The sequence below is a fragment of the Kribbella sp. NPDC058245 genome, assembly GCF_042882005.1.
GTDB lineage: Bacteria > Actinomycetota > Actinomycetes > Propionibacteriales > Kribbellaceae > Kribbella.
The window spans coordinates 462,324-487,384 of the sequence record NZ_JBHVWY010000003.1; the positions used below are offsets into that span (position 1 = coordinate 462,324).

Annotated in this window: 24 protein-coding genes and 1 riboswitch; of the genes, 12 read left to right on the top strand and 12 right to left on the bottom strand. The window is 67.3% G+C overall.

The genetic code is table 11. The annotated features are described in order from the left end of the window. The first annotated feature begins 66 nt into the window (after positions 1–66). Positions 67–1,014 carry a hypothetical protein gene (locus ACFVWG_RS08695; protein ID WP_391542562.1) on the top strand — a complete coding sequence of 316 codons (948 nt, stop codon included), beginning with the start codon at positions 67–69 and terminating at the stop codon, positions 1,012–1,014. On the opposite strand, the gene ACFVWG_RS08700 is transcribed toward ACFVWG_RS08695, so the two are convergent. After that, positions 1,011–2,438 carry a serine/threonine-protein kinase gene (locus ACFVWG_RS08700; protein WP_391542563.1) on the bottom strand — a complete coding sequence of 476 codons (1,428 nt, stop codon included), beginning with the start codon at positions 2,436–2,438 and terminating at the stop codon, positions 1,011–1,013. The two genes, ACFVWG_RS08695 and ACFVWG_RS08700, sit on opposite strands and share 4 nt — an antisense overlap. 87 nt (positions 2,439–2,525) lie before the next feature. On the opposite strand from ACFVWG_RS08700, the gene ACFVWG_RS08705 reads away from it, so the two are divergent. From ACFVWG_RS08705 to ACFVWG_RS08745, 9 genes are all read left to right on the top strand, one after another. Beyond that, positions 2,526–3,623: a hypothetical protein gene (locus tag ACFVWG_RS08705; protein WP_391542564.1), complete on the top strand. Its 1,098-nt coding sequence runs from the start codon at positions 2,526–2,528 to the stop codon at positions 3,621–3,623. A gap of 11 nt (positions 3,624–3,634) precedes the next feature. Continuing rightward, the gene (locus tag ACFVWG_RS08710; RefSeq protein WP_391542565.1) at positions 3,635–4,789 is read left to right on the top strand and encodes a hypothetical protein; all 1,155 of its coding nucleotides are present in this window, start codon (positions 3,635–3,637) and stop codon (positions 4,787–4,789) included. Between the two features lie 16 nt (positions 4,790–4,805). Continuing rightward, a complete protein-coding gene (locus ACFVWG_RS08715; protein WP_391542566.1) occupies positions 4,806–5,543 on the top strand; it encodes a metallophosphoesterase family protein in 738 nt (245 codons plus the stop codon). A 17-nt stretch (positions 5,544–5,560) separates the two neighbouring features. Continuing rightward, positions 5,561–6,691, top strand: coding sequence for a histidine kinase (locus ACFVWG_RS08720; RefSeq protein WP_391542567.1), 1,131 nt, complete (start codon positions 5,561–5,563; stop codon positions 6,689–6,691). Between the two features lie 9 nt (positions 6,692–6,700). Then, positions 6,701–7,447 (top strand): LytR/AlgR family response regulator transcription factor, encoded by a 747-nt coding sequence (locus tag ACFVWG_RS08725; RefSeq protein ID WP_391542568.1) that lies wholly within the window; start codon positions 6,701–6,703, stop codon positions 7,445–7,447. Then, positions 7,444–7,830: a hypothetical protein gene (locus ACFVWG_RS08730; protein ID WP_391542569.1), complete on the top strand. Its 387-nt coding sequence runs from the start codon at positions 7,444–7,446 to the stop codon at positions 7,828–7,830. The genes ACFVWG_RS08725 and ACFVWG_RS08730 overlap by 4 nt, the downstream gene beginning before the upstream one ends. 12 nt (positions 7,831–7,842) lie before the next feature. Beyond that, the gene (locus ACFVWG_RS08735; RefSeq protein ID WP_391542570.1) at positions 7,843–9,381 is read left to right on the top strand and encodes a cation acetate symporter; all 1,539 of its coding nucleotides are present in this window, start codon (positions 7,843–7,845) and stop codon (positions 9,379–9,381) included. Positions 9,382–9,561: 180 nt separating this feature from the next. Next, a complete protein-coding gene (locus tag ACFVWG_RS08740; RefSeq protein WP_391542571.1) occupies positions 9,562–9,900 on the top strand; it encodes a DUF485 domain-containing protein in 339 nt (112 codons plus the stop codon). Positions 9,901–9,920: 20 nt separating this feature from the next. Further along, complete coding sequence (locus tag ACFVWG_RS08745; RefSeq protein ID WP_391542688.1) at positions 9,921–11,543, top strand: cation acetate symporter; 1,623 nt, start codon at positions 9,921–9,923, stop codon at positions 11,541–11,543. Between the two features lie 147 nt (positions 11,544–11,690). Here the strand turns inward: ACFVWG_RS08745 and ACFVWG_RS08750 are convergent, their stop codons facing one another. The 3 genes from ACFVWG_RS08750 to ACFVWG_RS08760 are packed head-to-tail and all read right to left on the bottom strand — an operon-like array spanning position 11,691 to position 14,133. Beyond that, positions 11,691–13,175, bottom strand: coding sequence for a CHAD domain-containing protein (locus tag ACFVWG_RS08750; RefSeq protein ID WP_391542572.1), 1,485 nt, complete (start codon positions 13,173–13,175; stop codon positions 11,691–11,693). Between the two features lie 20 nt (positions 13,176–13,195). Then, a complete protein-coding gene (locus ACFVWG_RS08755) occupies positions 13,196–13,339 on the bottom strand; it encodes a hypothetical protein (protein ID WP_391542573.1) in 144 nt (47 codons plus the stop codon). Next, complete coding sequence (locus tag ACFVWG_RS08760; protein ID WP_391542574.1) at positions 13,336–14,133, bottom strand: methyltransferase; 798 nt, start codon at positions 14,131–14,133, stop codon at positions 13,336–13,338. The genes ACFVWG_RS08755 and ACFVWG_RS08760 overlap by 4 nt, the downstream gene beginning before the upstream one ends. 28 nt (positions 14,134–14,161) lie before the next feature. Here ACFVWG_RS08760 and ACFVWG_RS08765 point away from each other — a divergent pair, with 28 nt between their 5' ends. Next, entirely contained in the window at positions 14,162–15,616 is a 1,455-nt protein-coding gene (locus tag ACFVWG_RS08765; protein WP_391542575.1) for a PLP-dependent aminotransferase family protein, read from the top strand. Here the strand turns inward: ACFVWG_RS08765 and ACFVWG_RS08770 are convergent. The 7 genes from ACFVWG_RS08770 to ACFVWG_RS08800 all read right to left on the bottom strand — a co-directional run bounded on the left by ACFVWG_RS08770 (position 15,613) and on the right by ACFVWG_RS08800 (position 23,606). Further along, positions 15,613–15,921, bottom strand: a complete 309-nt coding sequence (locus ACFVWG_RS08770; RefSeq protein ID WP_391542576.1) for a hypothetical protein — start codon at positions 15,919–15,921, stop codon at positions 15,613–15,615. The two genes, ACFVWG_RS08765 and ACFVWG_RS08770, sit on opposite strands and share 4 nt — an antisense overlap. 1,301 nt (positions 15,922–17,222) lie before the next feature. Continuing rightward, positions 17,223–18,074, bottom strand: coding sequence for an ABC transporter ATP-binding protein (locus ACFVWG_RS08775; protein ID WP_391542577.1), 852 nt, complete (start codon positions 18,072–18,074; stop codon positions 17,223–17,225). A gap of 1 nt (position 18,075) precedes the next feature. Further along, complete coding sequence (locus ACFVWG_RS08780) at positions 18,076–19,098, bottom strand: FecCD family ABC transporter permease (RefSeq protein ID WP_391542578.1); 1,023 nt, start codon at positions 19,096–19,098, stop codon at positions 18,076–18,078. Continuing rightward, positions 19,095–20,087 carry a FecCD family ABC transporter permease gene (locus ACFVWG_RS08785; RefSeq protein ID WP_391542579.1) on the bottom strand — a complete coding sequence of 331 codons (993 nt, stop codon included), beginning with the start codon at positions 20,085–20,087 and terminating at the stop codon, positions 19,095–19,097. Before ACFVWG_RS08785 ends, ACFVWG_RS08780 begins: the two co-directional genes overlap by 4 nt. After that, positions 20,084–21,106 (bottom strand): ABC transporter substrate-binding protein, encoded by a 1,023-nt coding sequence (locus tag ACFVWG_RS08790; protein WP_391542580.1) that lies wholly within the window; start codon positions 21,104–21,106, stop codon positions 20,084–20,086. The genes ACFVWG_RS08785 and ACFVWG_RS08790 overlap by 4 nt, the downstream gene beginning before the upstream one ends. Before the next feature lie 24 nt (positions 21,107–21,130). After that, positions 21,131–21,326: riboswitch (cobalamin riboswitch) on the bottom strand. Then, a complete protein-coding gene (locus ACFVWG_RS08795) occupies positions 21,317–22,291 on the bottom strand; it encodes a hypothetical protein (RefSeq protein ID WP_391542581.1) in 975 nt (324 codons plus the stop codon). (Overlaps the previous riboswitch by 10 nt.) A gap of 13 nt (positions 22,292–22,304) precedes the next feature. Then, entirely contained in the window at positions 22,305–23,606 is a 1,302-nt protein-coding gene (locus tag ACFVWG_RS08800; protein ID WP_391542582.1) for an MFS transporter, read from the bottom strand. Positions 23,607–23,727: 121 nt separating this feature from the next. Between ACFVWG_RS08800 and ACFVWG_RS08805 the strand changes: the two genes are divergently transcribed. Continuing rightward, entirely contained in the window at positions 23,728–24,531 is an 804-nt protein-coding gene (locus tag ACFVWG_RS08805) for a hypothetical protein (protein WP_391542583.1), read from the top strand. Between the two features lie 130 nt (positions 24,532–24,661). Here the strand turns inward: ACFVWG_RS08805 and ACFVWG_RS08810 are convergent, their stop codons facing one another. Beyond that, positions 24,662–25,003, bottom strand: coding sequence for a sterol carrier family protein (locus tag ACFVWG_RS08810; RefSeq protein ID WP_391542584.1), 342 nt, complete (start codon positions 25,001–25,003; stop codon positions 24,662–24,664). Positions 25,004–25,061: the final 58 nt, after the last annotated feature.

Sequence of the window (25,061 nt, forward strand, 5' to 3'; positions counted from 1 at the left end):
TGTGGGTGGTTGTCGTCTTAAGGTGGGGCAGCCGTAACTTTCCGCCCCCATGAGAAGAGGACACCCATGTCCCGGCTCCGCCCCCTGATGACTGCCCTACTCCTCAGCTCCGCGGCTCTGACCGCTCTCACGGTCGCACTGCCCGCGCAGGCTGCGATCACCTGCGACACGGATACGACCGGCGGTGCGACGTTCTACGACGGCCCGTCGGCTTCCAAGAAGTTCGACGCCCGCTTCAGCAACAGTGCGAGCATTCCGAACCTCAGCACGCACACCCCGCAGGGTGCGGGCACTTGGTACAACTGGGACGGCAGCGGCAAGAACCTGCTGCTCGTCGGCTCGTACAGCGAAGGCGCCGACTCACAGATCTACGGCATCGACCCGGCCACTGGCGCCACTGTCGGCGTGGTGGCGGTAGCCGAGTCCCACATGGGCGGGATCGCGGTCAGCAAGGGCTGGGCATTCGTGTCGGGTGCTGGGACCAGCATCCGCAAGTACAGCCTGACGGCACTGCGAGACGCCATGAAGGCCGCAGGGACGCCGTACCTGACTCAGGTCGGCACTGCGCGGGACGTGGCCGCGGCGTCGTTCATCGGCACCTACGGTGACTCGCTGTTCGCCGGCTCCTTCAACGAGACCGGGCGCGGCGCCATGTACGAGTACAAGATCGCCGACGACGGCACGCTCACCACGCTGTCCGGCGCCTGGGAGATCCCCACCAAGACGCAGGGGCTGACGGTCACCGCGAACCACTTCATCTACAGCACGTCGTACGGGCGGACCAACCGCAGCAACCTGTACGTCGTGAAGCGCGGTCAGAAGGATCTGGACGCGGCCGCGCTGAGCTGCTTCCGGGCGCCGAGCATGACCGAGGGCATCACGGAGTACAACGGCACGGCGTACCTGGTCTACGAGTCGGGCTCCCACCTGTACGCCGGGGACTCGACCACGCTGAACGTGATCCCGCGGATGCACAAGGCCACGATCTCGTCGCTGACCTCGCTGGTGCCTTAAGGAGCGTGGTAGTTGACCGAGTCCAGGACCGCCTGGCGGCCGGCCGGGTCGTCGTCGCGGACCTGGATTCGGAGCAGCGTGGTGCTGTTCAGCTGCCGATACTGAGCGATGACCGACGGCTGATTGCCGCACGTGTAGCGGAAGGTCGCCAGCTGCTGGTCACCGATCGTGCCGCCGTCCGGCGGAACGGCATTGCAACCGGGCGGCGGATCGGTGGTCGTCGGCAGCTTGGTTCCCTTTTGGAGCTCGAGATAGACGCCCTCAACCTTGGGGTCCGTCTGCCACTTCGCCGTGCTGTCGGAAACGAGCAGTCGTGGACCGTCGTTGTTCTCCGCCTTCTGCGACCACGCACGCGGCACCTCGACCGACAGGCCGCCGTACTCCACCTTCACCGGACGTGAGAGCACGAACTGGTAGCCACCGTACCCGCCGCCGGCTGCCAGCAGGACTGCGAGCACTCCGGCGATCACACGGCCGCGGGTGGAGCGCCTGGGCGGTGCCTGCGTCACCTGGTTCGCACTGGACAGTGCGGTCTCCTGGTCGACCCCACCAGGCACGGCACTCGTCGGAGCCACCTGGGACGCGGGAATCAGACCTGCGGGAATCTTGCCGGTCGCATGCGCCTCACGGAGTGCGTTGAGGAAGCTGTCGAGGTCCTGCCAGCGCAACTCACGGTCCGGCTCGAGAGCACGCCGTACGACGACGTCGATCGCATCCGGGATCTCTTTGCGCAGCGTGGTCATCGATGGCGGTGGCTTGTCGATCTGCATCACCGCACCGAGGCTGTTCACGCCGTGCGGCGCTTGGCCGGTGAAAGCGGCGTACGCGACCGCACCGAGCGAGTAGAGGTCAGCACGGTGGTCCAGGCGCTCACCGAGCACCTGCTCGGGAGCGACGTACGCGGGAGTGCCGCCGGGCATGGTGAGCTGGGAGACGTCCTGGACCGACTTGCCCAGGCCGAGGTCGCCGAGCATGGCGCGGTCGCCGCCGGCGATGCTGCGGAACAGCACGTTGGCCGGCTTCACGTCGCGGTGCAGCACGCCACGGCTGTGCAGGTGCTTGAGGCCCTTGCCGACCTCGGTGATGATCCGAACCGCATCGCCGATCTCCAGCGGTCCGGCCTTGATCTTGTCGGCCAGTGTCCCGAGGTCCGCATAGGTGAGGACGAGGTACGGGCGGCCGTCGTCGGTCTCCCCGACGTCGTGGGCACCGACGACGTACAGCGAGTCAACCCGGCGCAGGAACCGGCCCTCGGCCAAGAAGCGGCGGCGGACGTCCTCGTCGTCGGTCCACAGGTCGGACAGGATCTTGACCGCCACATCGGCGTCCAACTGCTCGTCCTTGGCCAGCCAAACGGTCGCGAAACCCCCGGCACCGACCCGGCGGACCAGGGCGTACCGGCCGATCCGCTGGGGCTGGTCCATGCACGCATTATGCTCGATCGTTCCTGCGACTGGGTTGCCGGTGCGAACAAAACCGCGAGTTGGTGCGTCTCAGCGAGGATGGAGCAGGTGTCGAACAGGAACCGGCCACTGGTGATCGCAGTCGCCGCAGTGGCCGTCATCGCGGTGGCAGGCGGCGGACTGCTGGCTGCCGCGCGCGGTCCGCAGAACCAGTCCGGCGCCGCCGCGGCACCCCTCACCCAGGCTCCGCCGAGCAAGACCCTGCCGCTCACCGTGAAGGTCGACGCGCCCAAGCTGACGACCGGCCAGGGACCGCAGGTCGCCTACGTGCGCGGCCGGACGGTCATGGGCGGCATCGGCAAGCCGGTCCAGGTGCCCGGGACCCGGAACATCGACGGTGTGGTCCGGCTCTGGGACGAGACGTTGACCCTGCAGGTGGATTCCACACCTAAGGGCACCCTGGTGGTGCAGGACTCCCAGGGCAAGGTGCTGCGCGAGGACGCCGGCATTGACTCGCTGGTCGGCAGCGCCGACGGCGACGCCGTCGCGTACGGCGACGGTGACCGCTTCGCGGCCGTCCGCCAGGGCGGGACGGTGTACTACGAGAAGCCGGGCGGGCCTGCGGTGAAGCTGGCGCAGCCGAAGTCCTGGGGTCTCGAGGTGCTCTCCGTCGCGGACAAGACGGTCTTCTTCAGCAGTACCGCGACTCCAGGCGGTACGGCGAGCCTCTACCGCTGGACCGTCGGTCAGCAGACGGCCACCGTGGTTCCGAAGCTCACCTCGCCGCTGGCGGTCAGCTCGGACGGCACCCTCGGCGCGAGCCTGCCGGTCTTCACCGACAGCGGCGTCTGCTCGGCCCTCACCGACCTCGCGACCGGTCTGCAGCGCTGGAAGTCCTGCCAGTACCGCCTCGACCACTTCAGCCCGGGCAACGCGTTCGTGATCGGCCTCCCACCGGACACCGGCGGCTCGGTCGGCGTCGAGGCGCTCTCCGCCGTGAACATCAAGACCGGCAAGCCGATCCGCACCTGGACCGCGTCCGTGATCAGCCGCCAGGTCGCCGAGGACGACGACCACGTCCTGTTCCAGTGGTACGCGGAAGAAGACGTCCGCAGCAACTCGGCGATCGTTCGCTGCACGGTCAGCACCGGCGAGTGTGAGCTGGCCACTCCGCTGGCCAAAGAACCCCTGCTCCTCGGCTCGTAAGGAGTCACCCGATGCCGAACAAGAACGGACGCCTGATCGCCGTGGTGGCCTCCGTCGCGGTAGCCGCCGTCGCCGTCGGCGCGGCCCTCGCCTACCGCCAAGGTCCCAAAGCCGGCGAGGCCCAGGCTGCAGCTCCCCTCACCGGCTCCCCCAGCCCAAGCCCCACCCCAACACCGTCAACCACCCCCAGCACCCCGGCGGCCTCCACGAGTCCCGCGATCACCAAGTTGAACATCAGCAAGCTCCCGCAGGGCCGCGAGCCCCAGGTGCCGTACCTGATCGGCCGCGAGGTCCGCAGCGGTTCGACCTACGTGGACAAGATCCCGGGTAAGGGATCCGTGCTCACCATCGGCCGCGTGCAGACCAGCACGCTGGCGATCGTCATGTACGAGCCTGACGGCGACGGCACCGAGCTGCTGAAGATCGACAGCGGCGGCGCAGTTCGCCGTACGCCGGATGTCTCGTCCCTGGTGACCACGTCGGACCAGAGCGCCTCCGCCTATGCCGCGGCGCGGCTCAGCAGCCTCGGGGTGCCCACCAAGGGCGGCACGGTCTACGCGGAATCGGGGGACTCGCTGCAGTCGCTCAAGCTGCCGACCAGTTGGGAAGTACGAGTCCTCGCCTACACCGGCGGCAAGGTGTACTACCGCGCGAGCGATACGGAGACCGGGGCGTGGAAGCTGTACTCCTGGGTCCCGACCGAGGCGAAGGCTCAGCTGATCAAGGCGGTCGTCTCACCGACCGCCATCTCTGCCAACGGTCGCACCGCCGCCTCCATGCCGGTCCGCAACGACGACGGCTCCTGTTCGAACGTGGTCGAGATCCCTACCGGCACCCAGCTCTTCCGCACCTGTGACTTCCAGGTGCGCGGCTTCACTCCGAACGGCTCCACCGCCTACGGAGACGAGGACAACGCCGAAGGCTTCTGCTCTGGGACCTCCGCAGCCTTCGACGCGAACTCCGGCACGGTCCTGCATGAGTGGAAGGGCTGCTTTCAGGAGATGGGCGTAGAGGACGACCAGCACGTCCTCGTCGTCGCCTACGCCACCCCCGCCGGCCAGGTCGACAAGGTCAAGACCGCCATCATCCGCTGCACCATCACCACCGGCGCGTGCGAGCGCGCCACCCCCATCGGCACCGACACCCCACTCGTCATCGGCAGTTGAGGGGCACACTGGCGGTATGACTCGCCTTGCGGTGCTTGCTGATGTTCATGGGGTTTTGCCGGCGTTGGAGGCGGTGCTGGCGGAGAAGGACGTGCGGGCGGCTCACACGGTGGTGGTCGCGGGGGATGTGGTGAGTGGGCCGCAGCCTCGGGAGGTGTTCGAGCGGCTCAAGTCCATGGGTGACCGGGTGGTGTGGGTTCGGGGTAATGCGGACCGGGAGGCCGTGGCGATGGCGCGGGGGACATTCAAAGGAGTGGCGCCGGATGCGGTGAGTCCTTGGTCCGCTGGTGAGCTCACGGGTGCGCAGGTGGAGTGGTTGGATGCGCTGCCGACGACTGTGACGTTCGGGGACGTGCTGGTGTGTCATGCGACGCCTCGGGATGACGAGGAGGTCGTGTTGGTGGACAGCCCCGTCACCAGGTGGCTTGAGGTGCTGAGCACCGTGCCTGACGACATCAGGACTGTGGTGTGCGGGCACACGCACATGCCGTTCATGCGGCAGGTGGATCGACGTACCGTGGTGAACGCGGGGAGCGTGGGGATGCCGTACGGCGCTCCTGGCCCGAACTGGGCGTTGATCACCCCTGAGGGGGTTCAGCTCCGGCGGTCGGCTCTGGACCGGATCTCGGCGGCGGACCAGATCATGAACAACTCGACGTACCCCGGACGTCAGGAGTGGGTCGATGCCTATCTGCTGACCAACTACTCCGACACGGAGGCGCTGGAGGCGTTCAGGCCGCGCGCTGCGGGCTGAGCGGTTACCGTCAGGGGGTGTTCGCGCGGCGGCGGAAGCATTTCGGCACTCCGGCTGACAAGGCGACGTATGCGACTCTGCATACCGCCTCGCTGGCCAGTCCGCACCTGCGCGAAGGCCTGACCCCCGCTGCGGCCGGCAAAGCGAGCCGCCACCTCAGAGACCTTCTCGGTACGGCGGCCATCGCGATCTGCGACTCCTCCGGCGTACTGGCCTGGGACGGTGTCGGCGGCCCGTACGAGAGCAACCACCGCCGCGACGCCCGCACGATCGCCGCACCCACCCTCCGCACCGGCCGGACCGCAGTGCTCGGCGTCCATGACGTCGCCTGTGGCGACCCGCAATGCCCGATCCGTACGGCGGCTGTCGCGCCAATCGTGATCGACGAGCGCGTGGTCGCCGTACTGGTTGCCTACAGCGAACGCACCTCGGCGGCACTGGTCAGAGCGACCGAAGAGGTCGCACGCTGGGTGTCCGGCCAGGTGGAGCTCGCGGAGCTCAACAAGGAACGCACGCGAGCCATGGAGGCTGAGCTGCGCGCACTGCGTGCTCAGATCAGCCCGCACTTCATCTACAACGCCTTGGCCGCCATAGCGTCGTTCGTCCGCACAGACCCCGAGCGAGCACGTGAGCTGCTCCTGGAGTTCGCGGACTTCTCTCGCTACGCACTGCGCCGTGGCGGCGAGTTCACCACGCTGGCCGACGAACTGCGCAACGTGGAGCGCTACCTGGTCCTCGAGCAGGCCCGGTTCGGTGAGCGGCTGACGGTCTCGCTCCAGATCGCTCCTGAGGTGCTACCGGTCGTCGTACCGTTCCTGGTCGTCCAGCCGCTGGTGGAGAACGCCGTACGGCATGGGCTGGAAGGCACCACCGGCGTCGGCCGGATCACCATCCGCGCCCGGGACCAGATCAACGAAGCGGAGATCAGCGTCGAGGACGACGGAGTCGGCAGCGACCCGGAGGTCATCCGCGCGGTCCTGGCCGGTGAGTCCGCCAGTGACTCGATCGGCCTCGGCAATGTCGATGCCCGTCTGCGCCAGGTCTACGGAGATGCCTACGGACTCGTCGTGGAGACGCAGGTGGACGCCGGGACGAAGGTGACCTTCCGGATCCCCAAATACTCCTCAGGAGTGCACGCGTCACCCTAAGGTGACCTCATGGCGGACACACCACTGCGCGCACTGGTCGCGGACGACGAGGAGCCGGCGCTCAACGAACTGGTGTACCTGCTGCGACGTGACGACCGGATCGGGGAGATCCGGACCGCGAAGAACGGGCCGGAGGCGCTGAAGATCCTGCAGGCGGCCGACCTGGACGTGGTGTTCTGCGATATCAAGATGCCCGGGCTGGACGGCATCGACCTGGCCAAGGTGCTCTCGAAGTTCGCCAGCCGTCCGCAGATCGTCTTCGTCACCGCGTACGACGAACACGCGGTGCAGGCGTTCGAGCTCGAGGCGACCGACTACGTGATGAAGCCGGTCCGCGCCGAGCGCCTGGCCGAGGCGGTCCGCCGCGTGGTCACCGCCGGTACGCCGGTCACACCGCAGCCGGCCGAGGACACAGGTGACGAGGTGATCCCCGTGGAGCTCGCTGGGGTGACGCGGTTCGTGCAGCGCTCGACAGTCCGGTACGTCGAGGCGCAGGGCGACTACGCCCGCTTGCACACCGGTCAGAACTCACACCTGGTCCGCATCCCGCTCAGCACGCTGGAGGAGCGCTGGCGCGACGCGGGCTTCACCCGGATCCACCGCAGCACTCTCGTCGCTCTCGCGCATGTGGACGAGATGCGCGTCGACAGCGGGCGTTGCGCCGTACGGGTTGGCGACGACTGGCTGCCGGTCAGCAGGCGGCACACTCGCGAGCTCCGCGACCTCCTGGTCCGCTCGACCTCCTTACGCCCGTGAGCACCAACTCACCCCCAGGCCCCCGCCGCGTCCGAGTGACGAGCCCACGCACCAGTGCGGCTCGTCGGCCCACCACTCCGACCGGCACGAGGGAGATCGACGAGCAGACGCGGCTCGGCGAGGTCTACATGAGCTCGCTGATCCAGTCCCAGCTCCGCCTCACGCTCGCAGTGATCGGCGGCACCGGTCTGATCCTCGGCAGCATCCCCTTGCTGTTCTGGCTGGTCCCACCGACCCGTACCTTCTCCATCTTCGGACTCCCGCTCCCCTGGGTGATCCTCGGCATCGTCGTCTACCCGGTCGTGTACGTCGCCGCCCGCATCTACGTCCGCAACGCCGAACGCATCGAGGCCGAGTTCACCGAGTTCGTCGGGCGGCAATAGATGTCATCGGCAATGAGTTTGACCGGCATCGGTCTGGTCATCGTGGCCACGATCGGGATCGGCCTGTTCGGCCTGCGGATCTCCCGGACCACCAGTGACTTCTACGTCGCCAGCCGCGCGATCACCCCGCGCTGGAACGCGTCTGCGATCAGCGGCGAGTATCTGAGCGCCGCATCGTTCCTCGGTGTCGCCGGTCTGGTGCTGGTCAACGGCGCCGACATGCTGTGGTTCTCCGTCGGCTACACCGTCGGCTACCTGATGCTGCTCGTGCTGGTTGCGGCTCCGCTCCGACGCTCCGGCGCCTACACACTGCCCGACTTCGCTGAGACCCGCTTCGAGTCGGCTATGGTGCGCCGCGTCTGCTCCGGACTCGTTGTCGGCATCGGGACGCTCTACCTGCTCCCACAACTGCGCGGTGCCGGGCTGACGTTCCAGACCGTCACCGGAGCACCGCCGGACGTGGGTGCACTCGTCGTCGCCGTCATCGTGGTGATCAACGTGGCCGCGGGTGGCATGCGCTCGATCACCTTCGTGCAGGCCTTCCAGTACTGGCTCAAGCTCACCGCACTGGCCGCACCGATCTTCATCATCCTGATCGCCTGGCGGTCCGGAGACCACCCGGTCGGAGTACTGCAGTCACTGCACGGTGCGGCCGCCGAGTGGGCCGAACCGCTCTCCCGGGCCGGCGGTCGCGACCACCCGCTCTATGCGACCTATTCAGTCTTACTGGCCTTGTGTTTCGGCACCATGGGGCTCCCACACGTCCTGGTCCGCTTCTACACGAACCCAGACGGCCGAGCGGCCCGCCGTACGACGGTTGTCGTGCTGGCCCTGCTTAGCCTCTTCTACCTGTTCCCACCCGTCTACGCGATCCTCGGCCGCTCCTTCGCCCCCGACCTGGTCGCAGGCGCCGCAGACACCGTCGTACTGGAGCTGCCCAGCCGTGTCTTCCCCGGTACGGCGGGAGACCTGCTCGGAGCGCTTGTCGCCGCCGGCGCCTTCGCCGCGTTCCTGTCCACCTCCTCCGGCCTGACCGTCGCGATCGCCGGAGTGATCGACCAGGATCTCCTACGCACGCGGCTGAACCGTCTGACCGGCGGCGATTACCTTGCTGTTAACAGCTTCCGCATCGCTGCGCTACTGGCGATGTCCGTCCCGTACGTCGCTTTCCGCGTCACCGGCGCTCTGAGCATCGCCGACACGGTAGGACTCGCATTCGCGGTCGCCGCGTCGACCTTCTGCCCCATGCTCGTGCTCGGCATCTGGTGGCGGCGCATGTCGACCACGGGCGCCGCAGCCGGGCTGGTCGTCGGCGGTGTCGCAGCCAGCGCCGCCGCACTCATCAACGTGATCGGCGCACCGACCGGCGGTTGGCCGCGCGCACTGGTCGTGCAGCCCGCTGCTTGGACCATGCCGCTCGCCTTCCTCACCGTGATCGTCGTGTCGAAGCTGACCCCCAACGCGATCCCAGCCGGTACCGCCCGCAGCATGGTCCGCCTGCACACCCCCGAGGCCGTGGACGTCGACCGGGCCCCGACCGCCCACCCCTAACCGCTCGTCGCCACGGACCGACCGTTCGCCGCAGCGGCGTCCCCCGCCGGTCGCCCCGGGTGCGCCGCTGAGCGCTCGATGCGCGCGTGTGCTGTCCGCAAACCAGTGACGCGGACCACAGTACGGACCAGCACACCACGCCGGTCCGCCCGGCCATTTCCCTGTCTGGAGGTCCCGCGCATGAGTGATATCCGCTCGGGCGAGCCGGAGCTGACGACGTACCGAGATGTCCAGATGTCACCGGACTTCTCCGAACTGCGCCGCCGGTTCCGCCGCTTCGTGTTCCCGATGACCGGCCTGTTCCTGGTCTGGTACTTCGTCTACGTCCTGCTCGCCGACTACGCGCACGGCTTCATGTCGACCAAGGTCTTCGGCAACATCACCGTCGCGCTGCTGTTCGGCCTCGGCCAGTTCGTCACGACGTTCGCGATCACGATGATCTACGTCCGCTGGGCCGACCGCAGCGTCGACCCGGACGCCGCCCGCCTCCGTGACCAGATCGAAGGAGGCGTCGAGTGAGCGCCCCCCTGCTGTTGCCGATGGCAACCGATATCGGCAACCCGACGGTCAACATCCTGATCTTCGCGGCCTTCGTGGTGGCCACGCTGGCGATCGTGCTCCGCGCGTCGCGCAACAACAAGACCGCGGCCGACTTCTACACCGGCGGCCGCTCGTTCACCGGCCCGCAGAACGGCATCGCGATCGCCGGTGACTACCTGTCCGCCGCGTCGTTCCTCGGCATCGCCGGTGCGATCGCGCTGAACGGGTACGACGGCTTCCTGTACTCGATCGGCTTCCTGGTGGCCTGGCTGGTCGCGCTGCTGCTCGTCGCCGAGTTGCTCCGCAACACCGGCCGCTTCACGATGGCCGACGTGCTGTCGTTCCGCCTCAAGCAACGCCCGGTCCGGATGGCCGCGGCCATCTCGACGCTGGTCGTCTGCTTCTTCTACCTGCTGGCCCAGATGGCCGGTGCCGGCGGCCTGGTCGCGCTGCTGCTCGGCGTCGACGGCAAGACCGGTCAGAACATCGTGATCGCGGTCGTCGGCATCATCATGATCACCTACGTCCTGGTCGGTGGCATGAAGGGCACCACCTGGGTGCAGATCATCAAGGCCGCCCTGCTGGTCATCGGCGCCGGTCTGATGACGATCTGGGTGCTCGCGAAGTACACCTTCAATCTGTCCAGCTTGCTCGGTGCGGCCGTGGACAAGAGCCCGGCAGCCGGCGAGAAGCTGCTGGGCCCGGGTCTTCAGTACGGCGTGACGGGGATCAGCAAGCTGGACTTCATCTCCCTGGCGCTCGCCCTGGTGCTCGGTACGGCGGGTCTGCCGCACGTGCTGATGCGCTTCTACACGGTGCCGAACTCCAAGGAGGCCCGGCGCAGTGTCACCTGGGCGATCTGGATCATCGGCATCTTCTACCTGTTCACCCTCGTGCTCGGGTACGGCGCCGCCGCGATCGTCGGTCCGGACCGGATCAAGGCCGCCCCCGGCAAGGCCAACTCGGCCGCACCACTGCTGGCCTTCGAGCTCGGTGGTGAGCTGCTGCTCGGCATCATCTCGGCGGTCGCCTTCGCCACCATCCTGGCGGTCGTGGCCGGTCTGACCATCACCGCGAGTACGTCGTTCGCCCACGACATCTACGGCCAGGTGATCAAGAAGGGCGCGATCAGCGGCGACGGCGAGGTCAAGGTCGCCCGGATCACCGCACTCGTGATCGGTGCGGTCGCGATCATCGGCGGCATCTTCGCCAACGGCCAGAACGTGGCCTTCCTGGTGGCCCTGGCGTTCGCGGTCGCGGCCAGCGCGAACCTGCCGACGATCCTCTACTCGCTGTTCTGGCGCCGGTTCAACACCCGCGGCGCACTGTGGAGTATCTACGGCGGTCTGGGTACCGCGATCATCCTGATCGCGTTCAGCCCGGTCGTCTCCGGCAAGGTGGACAAGAAGACCGGCGCGAGCCTGTCGATGATCACCGACGCCGGTATCGACTTCCACTGGTTCCCGCTGGACAACCCCGGCATCGTCTCGATCCCGCTGGCGTTCCTGCTCGGCTTCCTCGGCACGATCACCAGCAAGGAGCCGGTCGACGTCGACAAGTTCGCCGAGATGGAGGTCCGCTCCCTCACCGGTGCGGGCGCCGAGAAGGCGGTCGAGCACTAACCCCTGAACCTGTCAGGTAGGTCCTGCGAACGTCGGCGGACCTGCCTGGCAGCCCCAAAGTTCCGCCTCCAGAAGGTCCCGGTGCTCCCCCTGAGCCGGGACCTTCTGCTGTGCAGATACCTTCCCCGCCCCACCGCCCCGGTCTTCCTAGAACTTCAGCGACGGCCAGAGCTCGAAGAACGCAGCGGCAGAAGCCTTTCCGCGGGCTTCGGCGAGCGCATGCAGGCGACCGAAGGTGAACGCGTTCCCACCGTCGAGATGCGTCTGTACGGCGAGCTCCCGGAGCAGCTCACGCGACACGACCGAGTCCTGGAAGTCGCCGAGCACCTCCTGCACCTCTTCCGCCCGCGCGGCCAGCGTCTCGGCCTCGTCACCCAACACCGGTACGGCGGCCTCTCCGGCGTACCGGAGTCGTTTCGCGCCCTTGCGCACCTCGTGGAGCTCGTGATCCTGCTCCTCGGTCGACTCGGCGGCCTGAGCGCGACGAACGGCCTTGCGCATCCGGCGCCAGTCGTGGTCGAGCAGCTCGGGCAGCTGCTTGGCGGCCTTCCGGTTCACACCCGTCAGTGGCGGGTCGGCGACCAGCTCCTCGAGCGTGTCCAGCAAGCGGAAGTAGCGCTCGCTCTCCAGCGCAGCAAGCGCCCCGGCGCGGCCCTCCTTGTAGACCCCGCGCAGGTGGTCGTCGATGCGCCCGGCGACCCGACCCATCACCAGCTCGGCCGGCTGTTCGGCCACCTCGGCGGCGAAGTGTTCGCGCTGCACCTCGGCGTCCCGGGCGACCCCGAGCTCACCGGCAAGCCACTTCAGCTCGGCCCGGATCTCGTCCCCGACCTCACGGTCGATGACCGGCCGGTACGTCGCCAGCGCTGACCGCAGTCGCCGAGTGGCGACGCGGAACTTGTGAATCGCCTCCGGGACATCACGCCGTACCTCAGGATCGCGCTGACGAATCGCCTGCACCTGCGCGGCGGCGTACGCCCGGAACACGTCGGCCGTCCGCGGCTTGGCGGGCAGCTCCCAGCCGTCTCCGGCGGGGACCCTGTCGCCGAGCGCGCGAGCCAGCTTGCTCGGCCCGGCGGCCGGCTTCGCACCAGCAGATCGCAGTACGCCGTCCGCTGCCTCGAGCAGATCGCGGTCACCGCCGACGAGCTCAACCTCCCACTCGCGCCAGCTGCCCGGCTCCCCGTCCCCGGTCGTCGCCGTGACGTGGTCGTCGGCCAGCTCAGCCAGTACGTCGCCGTTCGCATCGAGCAGGCGGTGCACGACTCGGCGCGTCTGCAGCGTGACGACCGGCACCAGCGTGTTGTCACGGACATGCACCCGAACCGTGCGCACCACGGCGATCGGCACGCTGCGCACCGACCGGCCGAGGGGGTGCTGCACCTCCAGCCGCGCACCGGACGACTTCGGGAACTTCACGTGCCAGCCGTCGTCCTCGCCGCCGGTACGGCGCCGCAGCGTCACCTTGTTCGCCGCCAGATCGAGCTCGGGGGTGTCGTAGTAGACGGCCTCCAGGCCCAGCTCGACCGGCTGCGCGACACTCGCCACCCCGGGTAACTCGTGCAGGGCCGGCAGATGGGTCGACTCGTCGACGTCGTACTTGGTCTCGATCTCCAGCTGCTCGGTCGGCATGCCTCTTGTTTACCAGCAGTTCATGAACTGGATCTCAGATCGGCGACAAGTCTTTCCAGATCGCGATCTGGCTTACCGTTGCCCGAGACGGTACGGAGCTGTCGACGCCGGTTGCGCTGCAGGCCCCAGACAGTCAGTACGACGATCGCGAGGAAGCCGATCATGTCCGGCCTACCGCTCGGAAGAACGTGTAGTGGAAAGTTCCGCCGGGCTCGGCCGTCCGTTCCAGGTCACGGATTCCTTCGGCCCACTGCGTTGGTGTGAGGAGGCCGGTGGCGAGAGCTTTCTCACGCACCGACTCGACCATCGCGATGAACGTCTTCCGGGTGAACCCGTCGACCAGGTGCGGCAGGGTCTCGTCGGCGTACACGGTCCTGGGCTCGGTGCGGATGTCGTCGTACCCGGCCGCTTGGAGGAGCGGTTGGACGCGACGGCCGATGAGCGAGTCGCCGCCGGCTTCGGCCTGCAGGTCGCCGAGACACTCGATCACGGCCTGGGCAGCCGCACTCCTCGGGTGGAAGAACGCGGACTGGTGGTCGCCCTCGATGACAGTGATCGTCCCGCCGGGTCGCAGCAGTCGTCGCAGGCTGGTCAACGCGGCGACTGGATCGGCGAGATGTTCAAGGACGAAGCAGACGAAGACATGATCGAACTGCTCACCTTCGAGCTCCCGCAGATCAGCACACCGCCACTCCACTCCGCCCCTCGTCTCGGCTTCGACCCGCGCCTTCGCCTGGGCCAGAGATTCCTCGGAGATGTCGATCGCGACCAGCTCGATGCCGGGGTGCCTGGTGAGCAGCTGGACTGTTTGGGCGCCGACTCCGCAGCCGGCTTCGAGCACCCGCGCTCCCGGCGGGTACTCGAGGCCGCCGTGCAGGAGCTCGGCCAGGGTCTGCGCCTGATCCGTCAGCCGGCGAGTCTCGGCCGCGGTGTAGCCGTGCACGTAATCGGTTCTCATACCTCCAAGGTGCCGTCACAATGGACCGATGGACAGGTCCAATGATGGCGATTTCGGCAGGACCATTGGAGCTGACTTCCTCCAGCTGAACGCCGCGGAAGCACCGGCTGGCGGCCTGGCCGACTGGCTGACCGACCAGCTCCGGAGCGCGATCTCCGACGGTCGGCTCCCGATCGGCAGCCGCCTCCCCGCCAGCCGGTTGCTGGCCGCCGAACTCCAGGTCTCCCGCGGAGTCGTCACCGAGGCGTACCAGCGACTGACCGAAGACGGCCAGGTCAGCGGCCGCGGTCGCGCCGGCACGATCGTGGTCGCGGCACCAGTCGTCGCCCCAGCGCCCCGCGCCCGGGCTCACGTCGTACCGCCGCAGATGAGGGCACCCGATCTCGACATCTTCGTCGCGCTCCGGGCCGCGCCTGCCCGGATCGACCTGACCCCCGGCGTACCGGACCTGGCGTCCTTTCCCCGCGCCGCCTGGCTGCGCTCCGAACGCGCCGTCCTCAACGACCTCGAGCCCGCCGCCTTCGGCTACGGCGACCCATCCGGTACGCCGACCTTGCGGCGAGCCGTATCGACCTGGCTGGCGCGCTACCGCGGAATCGCCGCACACCCGGAGGAGGTGATCATCGTTGCCGGAGTCTCCCAGGCCCTCGGGATGCTCGCCCAGCTTCTCCAGGCCCGCGGCATCCATGAGGTGGCCGTCGAGGATCCGAGTTCGCTGGGATCACGGCAGCATCTGAACGAATGGGAACTCCGGACCCCGCCGATCCCGGTCGACAGCGGTGGACTGCAGGTCGACGTACTGCGGGAGTCCGGTGCGCGGGTGGTGATGGTGACTCCGGCACACCAGTTCCCGACAGGCGTCGTACTGGAGGGTGAGCGGCGGCGTGAGCTCCTGCAGTGGGCGGCTGACGGCGGGCTGATCTTTGAGGACGACTACGACGCCGAGCACCGCTATGACCGGCCACCGGTCCCTGCGCTGCGCTCGATGCAGGCTGAGCAGGTGATCTACACAGGCAGCGTCTCGAAGCTGCTCGCACCGGCGCTGCGGATCGGGTGGATCGTGCCGCCGGCGCAGTACCGGGATGAACTGATCAGCCTGAAGCGGCGCGCGGATCTGGGCAACGCCTCGCTCCCACAGCTCACGCTCGCGCACCTGATGGAGTCTGGCGAACTAGAACGCCAACTCCGCTACGTCCACCGCCGTCACCGCACCCGCCGCGACGCCATGGCCACCGCCATCACCAACTACTTGCCCACCGCAACAGTCCACGGCGCCGCCGCCGGTCTGCACCTCACGATCACGTTCCCACCGGACATCGACGACGTAGCCCTGGCGACCGCCGCCCTGGAGCACGGCATCAAAACCCACCCGCTCTCCTGGCACTGCCAACTCCCCCACGCCCCCGGCCTGGTCCTCGGCTACGCCGCCCGCACCCCCACGGAACTAACCGAAGCCATTCGCACCCTCGCGACTCTCGTCTAGATCGTCCAGCCGAGCGGGTAGGTGGTGATCTTCGTGAACGTCACACCGATCGCCTCCATCTCCCCCCTCGCAATAACCGCCATCTCGTTCAGCTGCCCGAGCTGTGCCGAGTGCTCCTCGGAGTCCCACACGCTCACCTGCAGGATCGCGCCGTCCGGCGATACCCCGGCGTAGAAGTGGATGAGGCCCGGCAGTTGCTTGATAGCCGGGATCAAGTACTGCGAAGTCTTCGCGTTCAGCGCGTCGACCTCGGCGTACCGACTCGGGTCAAACGTCCCCCGCGAAGCCCGAAAAACAGCTGCCACCCTTGCCTCCTACCGTCGACATGTCCCCCTCAAGCTACTGCTGGTCCTCAGGTCTACGGCCCGGCTTGTCCTCATGCGGCCGGACCGGTACGGCGGGATGGTTGCTCGCCGATCCGACTGCGGCCGGGGGCGTGGGTTTGTGGTTACTCGCCGCTGCGGCCGATTTACAGTGACGGGTGGCTGGCGCCCGGCGCGTGGCCGAGGGGGATGGATCCGTCGGCGACCGCCTTCCCGTTGCCTGAGCTTCCGGGCTTCGGTTGCGGCCAGTAACAACGAGTCCTCCAAAGTGACCCACCGTGGCGAACGCTCCCACCCAGGCCCTCGCCCCCTCCGCATCTGATGGGTTCACCCACCAGCTTGTGGGTTCTGCACCCGCATGCGAGTCCAAAACCCACCACCTGATGGGTTAACCCATCAGATGGCCGGGCCCGAGGTTGCCTGAGGTGCTCCCGCCGGCTAACCCTCGCGACCCCTCGCTAATTGGTGGATTTTCGTCACCGGGTCCCTAAAACTCACCAATTAGCGCGACTCAACCCGCACTCCGACCCGCCCGGCCCACTAATTGGTGGATTTTCGTCACCGAGTCCCCAAAACTCACCACTTAGCGCGACCAACCCCGCGCTGGGGGTCCACCTGCCCGTTATCCGTGACTTTTTCGGCGCATGGACCCGAAAAGTTCACCGATAACGCGGAACATGCCCGCTGCCGGTCGTCGCGTTCGCTGGGTGGAACGTTGTGTCCAAATGGCGACCAGGACCGTCTCCTCGGCGCCGATCTTGGACCCCAGCCACAACCCGGAAGCCCAAGCAACGGCCACTGTGGTCGCCGACCGAACCATCCCCCTCAGCCCCGCGCCGGGCCCCAGCCACCCGCCACTGTAAATCGGCCGCAGCGGCGAGCAACCCAAGGCACACGTCCCCGGCCGCAGACGGATCGGCGAGCAACCACCCCCGCCGTACCGGCTCGGCCGCAGACGGATCGGCGAGCAACCACTCCCGCCGTACCGGCCAGAGGCACCCGGCCCCCACGACCCCTAACCGCATTTGAACGGATATCCCCTGAAATGCACCCTTCTCCCCGCAGATGGCCCCTTCTCTGCTCAAATTTTGAGGGGAGAACCAGCGACTTGAACGGGTATCCGTTGAAATTGCGAGGGGGTGGGACGAGGGGAGCTCGGCTCGTTCATCAGATGGCGGAGGGCAGGACAGCTGGTGGCGGAGGGGAGGACAAGTTGGTGGGTTCACCCATCAGGTTGTGGGTTCTGCACCCGCATGCGAGTCCAAAACCCACCACCTCATGGGTTAACCCATCAGATGGCGGGGGCTGGGGTGGGGTGGCGGGGGACGGGGATTACTAAGGGGGTCTTGGTGAGGGGGTCGGGGGACGGGGATTACTAAGGGGGTGTTGGTGAGGGGGTCGGGGATTACTTGGGCGGTGAGGTTGAAGACGTTGGCGACCACGGCGGGAGTGATGACCTCGGCAGGGGTACCGGTGGCGGCTACTCGGCCGTCCTTCAAGGCGATTAGGTGGTCGGCGTAGCGGGCGGCGAGGTTGAGGTCGTGGAGGACCAGTACGACGGTTTTGCCGTGCTCTCGGTTGAGGTCTTGGACCAGGTCAAGGATCTCCAACTGATGAGCCAGGTCCAGGAAGGTCGTGGGTTCGTCGAGGAGCATGGTGTCGGCGTCTTGGGCGAGGGCCAGCGCGATCCAGACGCGTTGACGTTGACCGCCGGAGAGTTCGTCCAATGACCGATCCGCGAGGTCGGCGACGCCGGTTGCGGCCAGCGCGGATTTGACCACGCGTTCGTCCTCGGATGACCACTGGCGAAACCAGCGCTGGTGCGGATGCCGGCCGCGACCGACCAGGTCGGCGACGGTGATGCCGTCGGGGGCGACTGGTTGTTGCGGGAGCATGCCGAGTTGGGTTGCCAGGCGACCGGCGCTGACCTTGGCCAGGTCGACGTCATCCAAATACACCGCCCCACCACGGGGAGCGAGCAGTCGGGCGAGACCGCGCAGCAGGGTGGACTTCCCGCTGGCGTTGGCGCCGACGATGACCGTGATCTGCTGGCGCGGAATCACGACCGACAACGAATGCACCACGGCGCGGCCGTCGTACGCGAGGGTTAGTTCATCAGCACGGAGTTCGGTCATGTCAGCCTCCTCGGCCGATGCGGTTGGCGCGAGCCATCAGGATGAGCAGGTACGGCGCTCCGAGGAACGCGGTCACGACGCCGACCGGCAACTGGGTCGGCGCGAAGATCTCCCGGGCGATCAGGTCGGAAACCACTACCAGCAACGCACCAAGAGCGCCGGCGGCGAGCAGACCGGCGACGCGTTCAGCCACCAACCGCCGAGCGAGCTGCGGAGCAACCAACGCCACAAACGCAATTGGCCCCGCGGCCGCAGTCGCCAACGCAGCAAGGGCAACCCCCACGAAGATCAGCAACCCGCGCGAGAGCTCAACCCGACCGGCAAGCGTCCGCGCCAGATCATCCCCGAGCTCCAACAACCGCAACTGCCGCGCCCCAACCAAAGCAGCTGGCAACAGAACCACCAATGCAGCACCGATCAGTACGACGTGCACCCAGCCGCGACCGGCGAGACTCCCGGCCAACCATTGCGATGCACTCTTCGCGGTGTAGATATCAGCCAGCGTCAACAGGTACGCGGTCATCGACCCGATGATCGCGGTCACCCCGATCCCGACCAGCACCAACCGATACCCGGAGATCCCATCCCGATAAGCCAGCAGATACACAACAATTGCCGACAGCAACGACCCCAGCAGCGCACCCGCCGGTATCCACCCACTGCCGAGCACAGTGATCATCAGTACGGCGGCCAGCGCGGCCCCGGCGTTGACCCCGATCAGGTCCGGACTCACCAGCGGATTACGCGCCAGCCGTTGGAAGATCGCCCCCGACACGGCGAACGCCGTACCGACGCCGATCCCGACCAGGACTCGCGGCAGCCGCCCGTTCACGACGATGTCGTTGAGGATCAACGTGCCATGACCGCTCAACGTCTCAAGCACCAAGGACAACGGAATCCGGTAATCGCCCACCGTCAGCGACAACGCCCCCACCGCAAGCGTCAGCACCCAAGCAACAACCGACCAGACCACGCTGGAAACCTCAACACGCGTCGAGAACGGCCCGACCCGGAGCGTTCTCACAACGCCGCCGTACGACGTCGCCGGACCAGCGCGATGAACAACGGCGCACCGATCAGCGCGGTGATGATCCCAACCTGCAGCTCATCTGGCCGAACCACCAACCGCCCAATCACATCGGCGAGCAGCAGTACGGCGGGCGCCAGCACCATCGACCACGGCAGGATCCACCGATAGTCCGCACCAACCAACGTCCGCGCAACATGCGGTACGGCAAGCCCGAGGAACCCGATCGGCCCAGCGATCGCAGTCGCCGTACCGGCCAGCACGACAACCGCTAACCCAGACAACACGCGCACCAACATCACCCGCGTACCCAGCGACCGCGCCAGGTCATCACCCAGCGCCAGCTGATTGAGCGACCGCCCCAACACCAACGCCACAACGCTGCCCATGACAATGAACGGAACGGCCTGCCCGACCACCGAACCAGTTGCCAGCGTCAACGACCCGACCACCCAGAACCTGAACGAATTCAACGTCGACAGATCCATCAGGGTGATCGCCGACGTCACCGACCCGAGCAGCGCGCTGATCGCCGCTCCGGCTAACGCAAGCTTCACCGGCGTCGCCCCACCTCGCCCGATCGCACCGACCAGGTAGACGACCACCGTCGCCACCAACGCACCACCCATCGCGAACCACACGTAACCCGTCAGGCTGTGCACACCCAGCAGGCCGATAGCCCCGACCACAGCCAGCGCCGCCCCGGCGTTCACCCCGAGAATCCCCGGGTCCGCCAATGGATTGCGCGTCACGCCCTGCATCAACGCACCCGCCAGCCCAAGCGCCGCCCCGGCTAACAACCCAGCGGCAGTCCGCGGCACCCGCAGATACCGGATCACGCGATCGTTGTCGCTCCCGCTGAAGTTCGCCAGCGCCAGATAGACGTCATGCGCACCGAAATGCTGGTTCCCGATACTCAACGACAACAACACCGAACCCGCGAGGACGGCGACGCACAACAGCAGTCCGGCCGCACGCCACCTCATCGGAAGAGGTCAGGATGAATCGTCTTGGCGATGTCCTCGGTCGTGTATGCACCCCGAACCCCGGCCGAGTGGTTCGCGAACAGCCACGGTACGACGTGTTTGTCGCGGACCGCCTTGAGGTTCTGGAAGGCCGGGTTCGCGAGCATCTTGTCCACATCCGGCTTGGTCGACGCCGGAGTGAGCGAGGCATCGCAACACCCACTGATCAGGATGTAGTCCGGATTGCGCTTGATCAGCTCCTCGACGCCGATCTTCACGTTCCGCTTCGACGTCAGATCCGCGAACGCGTTCACGCCACCGGCCTGCTTGATCAGCACAGTCCCGAAGTCCGGACCGCCGGAGACGGTCAGCCCGCCGCCTTCCAGCCCGGGCCGCAGGATCGCGACGGTCGGCTTCGGCGCGTTCTTCACCTTGGCCTCAACTGCAGCGATCCGGTCGGACTGGTCGGCGATCACCGCCTCGGCGCGATCCTCGACCCCGAACAGCTTCCCGAGGCCGCGCAGATCGGCGTACACGTTGTCCATCGAGACGCTCGACGGATCGATCGCCTCGTCGCCCAGGCCGTCGGCGGTCGGGCAGAGCGGGCTGAAGATCCAGGTCTGGATCCCGAGTTCGGCCAGGCTCTTGCGACTGCCGAAGCTCTGATCACTGCCACCACCGGCGCTGAACACGTCGTTGAACCCGGACAGCACGAAGTCCGGGTTCGCCGCGAGCAACTCCTCGCGGCTGGGCAGGTTCTTGTAGTACTTCGCCTTGGCCTGAGCGGTCGCGTACTCCGGGAGCACCTCCGCGTCCAGGTACGCCGTACCGACCAGGCGATCGGAGATCCCCAGCGCATGCGCCATCTCGATGGCCGGTTGGTACGCCGCGAACACGCGCTTCGGTGGACCGCTCACGGTGACGTCGAGACCGCAGTTCTGCACGGTGATCGTCGAGCCGGGCGGGTTGACCGCAGTGGCCGTGCCGCAACCAGCGAGCAGGCCTAGCAGCAGGACAGGGACAACAGACTTACGCAGCACGGAACCGCTCCTCCAGCACCTCGTGGACGGATCACATGCCGTGGCCGGTCTCCTGGCTGACGGGATTCCGCCCACCGACCTGGTCTTCCCAGTGCAGGACCAGTGACCTCCCCCTCAGCAGGGAACGGCCGGTGAACTCCCGATCACAGTGGCGAGGGCCGCGCCGGCATCACACCGGCTTCCCGAACACCACGGCGCCGCCACAGTACCTCACCGGTACTGCGACACCATCGCAAGTGCGAACTGGGTCATGGTGTCCGGGTTGATCGCCCGCGCCGGCAGCGGGACGAAGTCGACCAGCTTGTCCTCGCCGATCCGGATCGTGGTCCGCCCGGTCGCGGTGTCGACGTACCCCTCGTCACCCAGCGGGAGCGCCTGGGCGGTCGGCGTCTTCCGGATCGCCGTCATCAACGCGACAGCCTTCGCCGTACGACGTACTGACGTCGAGAGCGCGCCGTTCGCGGCCACCCAACCGCAGACCAGGTCGCCGAGATCGGTCTGCCCGTCCCGGCGGTTCAGCACCGGCGCGCCGAGCACCTTCGCCGCGGCAGAGGAACCGCGATCACAGTCCGGCCGCGTGATCGACTCCTCCGGCGCAGGCAGTCCAGGCACCTGCCGAACCACCTCCTCCGCAAGCACGACGTACTTCGCCAGGGTCGCCTTCGGCCCGGAGACCTTGTACAGCCGACCGTCCAGCAGGAACACCACAAACGCGCTGGTCCCGAAGCCGGGGGCCTTCCCAAAGCTGCCCGCGCCGACCGTCACGGGCTTGGCCGGTTCGCCCTTGTTCGCCTTCTGCGCCGCCGCCAGCGTTGCCGCCGTCGCCGGCTGGACCGACACCCCGACGCGCAGGACCGGGCCGTTCGCTTCAGTGCTCAGGCCCAGCTGGCACACGTCGTACGTGGCCGGTACGCCGAAGTCGGCGGGCAGCGTCCTGGGCTCGATGTGCACGACCGGTACGCCGAGCGTCGCCTGCACGAGCGTCTGACTCATCCGCACACAGAGCGTCTCAGCAACCTTCGACGATGACGGAGTGCTCGACGGCGTCGCCGACGGAGTCTCGGTCGGCATCGTCGGAACCGACACCAGCGGCGGCACGCTAGGAGCCGTCTCCTGTCCGGGGCCGCTACAACCGCTGACGAGCACTGCGAGCGCGACGAGCGGCACAACCGGACGGATACGCATGGTGTGCCAAAGCCTACGCTTCGTCGGCCTCGGCCGCGGTCCGGAGATCGCGTTCGCGAATCGCGTGCTCGTCGGTACGAGCGTCGTACCGCCAGAAGTCGCGCAGGGCCGCGCCGGTGGCGGCAACCCCGGCCACGCACAGGATTCCGCCGCTGACGATCGAGGTCCGAACGCTGGTCAGGTCGGCGACCAGACCGGACCGGGCCTGCCCACCGAGCGGGCCGAGCATGTAGGAGAGCATCTCGATCCCGGCCAGCCGGCCGCGCATCTCATCCGGGATCGTCTGGTTCCAGATCACCGACCGGAACAGGCCGGAGACCATGTCCGCGGCGCCGGCGAACGCGAGGAAGACGACCGCGAACCACATGTTCGGCGCGAGCCCCGCAATCCCGATCGCGGCACCCCAGCAGGCGGCCGCCATCACGACGGCACGGCCGTGGTGATGCACCCGCCGGGTCCAGCCGCTGGTCAGCGTCGCGATCATCGCCCCGACCGCCTCCGCGCTGTAAAGGACACCGAGCAGTTTCGGTTCCTTCAGTACGTCGGTCGCGAACGCGGGGAACAGCACGATCGGCATCGCCATGAACATCCCGACCATGTCGACGACGTACGTCCCGAGCAGGTCCTTGCGGCGCGCGGCGTACACGATCCCTTCGCCGATGACCCGCAGGCTCGGTGGTTGGGAGTGCTCGCCGACCCGGTACGGCTTGAGTCCCAGGTACATGAGAGTCGCGATCGCGAGCCCGGCCAACTCGATCCCGAACGCCCAGCTGATCCCGGCCGTCCCGACCAGCACACCACCCAGCGCGGGACCGACGAGCTGACCGGCCTGCATGGTGAGTGCGTTCAGCGCCACCGCGGCCGGCAGCTCCGAGTGCTTCACCACGCGCGGGAACAGCGCGTCCCGGCTCGGCCGTTGCAGCGACGCCGCGATCGCGTTCAGTGCGCCACAGACGTAGATGATCCACACCTGCGGGTTCGACAGCAGGGCGTTGCTCAGCAGTACGGCGCAGACCGCGACCTGCGCGATGCCGGTGAAGATGAGCATCTTTCGGCGGTCGACGTGATCGGCCAGCGCACCGCCGTACAGGCCGAAGACGACCAGCGGCAGGATGTTGACCAGGCCCATCGCGCCGACCGCGAAGTTCGAGTGGGTCAGCGAATACAGCTGGTACGGCAGGGCGACGTATCCGAACATGCTGCCCAGGAAGAAGACCGAGCCGGAGACCATCAGGATCCGGAAGTCACGGGAACCACGCCACGGAGTCAGGTCGACACGCAGCCGGGCCAGCCGCGATCGGAAACTTGCTGCCACCGCTACATCCTGTCAGCAGATCCCGCCGGGTGAAGAACCCTTTTCTCCCTACCGTGGAACCGATTGGTTGCCCTGGGCGTCAATCTTCCCGGATATTCACCGAGCGTATGGAGACAACCGGATGATCTCGACCAAGTCGGTACGCACCAAGGTGTTCGCCACCCTCGTCGCGGGGGCGGTCGCTGGTGCCACCCTGCTTGCGCCCGTGGCCGCGCAGGCCACGACCACCACCGTCACCGCGGCTGCCGCGACGACCCAGGCCACCGCGGTCTCCGACCTGCTCAAGCCGGGTCAGAAGCTGAAGGCCGGCAACTACATCCGTTCGAAGAACGGCAAGTACACGTTCGTCATGCAGACCGACGGCAACGCGGTGCTCTACAGCGGCAAGACCGCGCTGTGGTCGACCGTCACCAACCGCAAGGCGTCGGTGCTGGTGATGCAGAAGAACGGCAACCTCGAGGTCGTCTCCGGCAAGACGGTCGTCTGGCAGAGCAACACCGGCACCAGCCCGGGCGCGATCCTGGCCGTCCAGAACGACAACAACCTGGTGATCTACAACACCCGCGGCAAGCCGAACTGGAGCCGCTACATGGTGGTCGGCACGCTCGGTTTCAACCGGCTGCTGAAGTACCCGGAGTACCTGACCTCGGTGAACCGGACCTACAAGGTCTACATGCAGTCCGACGGCAACCTGGTCCTCTACAAGGGCAAGACCGCGCTGTGGAGCACCAAGACGCAGAGCAAGGGCGCGTTCGCCGCCATGCAGAGTGACGGCAACCTGGTCGTCTACAGCGCCGCCAAGAAGGCGCTGTGGTCCAGCAAGACGACCCGCAAGGGCTCCGTCCTGGTCGCGCAGAACAACGGCGACGTCCAGATCGTGAACGGCCGCACGGTCGTCTGGCACACCGGTACCGCCGGTCGGTGATCCCGGTCACTATTCGATTTCCTTCGAATAGTGAACTTTCTCGGCGCTCAACGCGTCTATACCAGTAGCCGCGGCACCCGGGGCGGGGTGTCGCGGCCCCTTAATGCCCAGATTCAGCAGCAATCAGTCATCAATTGGTTACCAAGGGCAACAATTCGCTGAGATCGGTGCGTTCACCGCTCGCTCGGAGCTTCCCGGTACTACGGGCCTCCGGCCAGGTGGTGCGCCCGAGACCGAGCTCGATCCACAGTTCGGGGGGCATCTCGACCACCGCGCCCGGCGTTCCCCGGGTGTGCCGCGGTCCCTCGATGCACTGGACTGCGCCGTACGGCGGGACGCGGACCTCGACCGCGTGGCCGGGGGCCTTCGCGACCAGGAGTTTCAGCAACTCCTTGGTCAGCAGCTTCAGGTCGGGTCGCTCGGCCGTGCCCGCGTCGTACCGCTCCAGGGCCTGTTCGAAAGGCGTGCTCACGACGGGCCAGCGTACGCGCGAATTTCGGCGACGCCCCCTTCGTGGTCGATAATCAGAC